This is a genomic window from Mycobacterium sp. GA-1199, assembly GCF_001500045.1.
GTDB lineage: Bacteria > Actinomycetota > Actinomycetes > Mycobacteriales > Mycobacteriaceae > Mycobacterium.
The window spans coordinates 1-1,260 of the sequence record NZ_LQIX01000042.1 but is presented as its reverse complement, the minus strand read 5'-3'; the positions used below and the strand labels follow the sequence as shown (position 1 = coordinate 1,260).

Sequence of the window (1,260 nt, the reverse complement as noted above, 5' to 3'; positions counted from 1 at the left end):
CCTTTGTTGTGCGCGAGTTTTGGGGTCATGTCAGTGATGGCTGTACGGCCGGGGATGCCGGTTTGGCGGTCGGCGTGTCGGAAGGTACCGGAGTTCGCTGGCTGCGCGACGCTGGCGGAGTGAAGCCACGGCTTACCGAACCGAAGAACTCAGGTCCTAAGCCTCGATTGACCTTAGCCGATCGCATCCAGATCGACCTCGGCATCAAGACCAACGAGTCGCTGCAGTCGATAGGTGCGCGGTTGACTCCGCCGCGGCCGGCCTCGACGATCAAGCGTGAGATCGACGCCAACGCCGATATCCATAACGTCACGGGGACGTCGGGGTATCGGCGGAAACAAGCCTTCGGCGCGCGCCAAAGCGGCAGAACTGCGCAGGTGCATTACGACGCGTACGTGGCCCAAGCCCGTTCTGATCAACGCGCTCGACGCCCCAAACCAAGCAAGCTGGCCGTCAACGAACGGTTGCATGAAGAGGTGCAGAGGCGGTTACTTGAGGAACACAGCCCTGAGCAGATCGCTGAGCGGTTAGTGATCGACTTCCCCAACGACCCGGAGATGCGAGTGTCACCCGAGACCATCTACCGATCGATTTACATTCAGGGCAAAGGGAATCTGCGCCGCGAATTGCACACCTGCCTGCGCACCGGGCGGGCGATACGCAAACCTCAGCGCCGTCCCGACGAGCGGCGAGGCCGCATCCGCGACATGATCAACATCAGCGAACGCCCGCCCGAAGCCAAGGATCGCGCGGTGCCCGGGCACTGGGAGGGCGACCTGATACTGGGCAGCACCGCCTCGGCCTCGGCGATCGGCACCGTGGTAGAGCGTGCCAGCCGGTTCGTCATGCTGTTGCACCTGCCCGACAACCACCGAGCCGATGCGGTGCAAGACGCCATCGTCGACAAGATGGCTCAGCTGCCAGCGATCCTGCGCAAAACCTTGGCCTGGGACCAAGGTAGCGAGATGGCCAACCATGTCGCCATCGCCGCCGCCGCCGAACTCGATATCTATTTCTGCGATCCGCATTCTCCATGGCAACGCGGCACGAACGAAAACACCAACGGCCTGCTACGCCAATACTTTGCCAAAGGCACCGACCTCTCAATCTTCCCGGCCGACTACCTCGACTACGTCGCCGCCAAGCTCAACACCCGACCACGCAAAACCCTGGGCTGGAAAACCCCGGCAGAAGCGCTCGACGAACTACTCTCGAATCCGTCCAAACCACCCGCTATTGCATCGATCGCTTGAAACCGCC

Annotated in this window: 1 protein-coding gene; it reads left to right on the top strand. The window is 62.0% G+C overall.

Translation table 11 applies throughout. The features are described from left to right. The first annotated feature begins 8 nt into the window (after nucleotides 1-8). Nucleotides 9-1,253 (top strand): IS30 family transposase, encoded by a 1,245-nt coding sequence (locus AU198_RS19570; protein WP_064350240.1) that lies wholly within the window; start codon nucleotides 9-11, stop codon nucleotides 1,251-1,253. The last annotated feature ends 7 nt before the right edge of the window (nucleotides 1,254-1,260 follow it).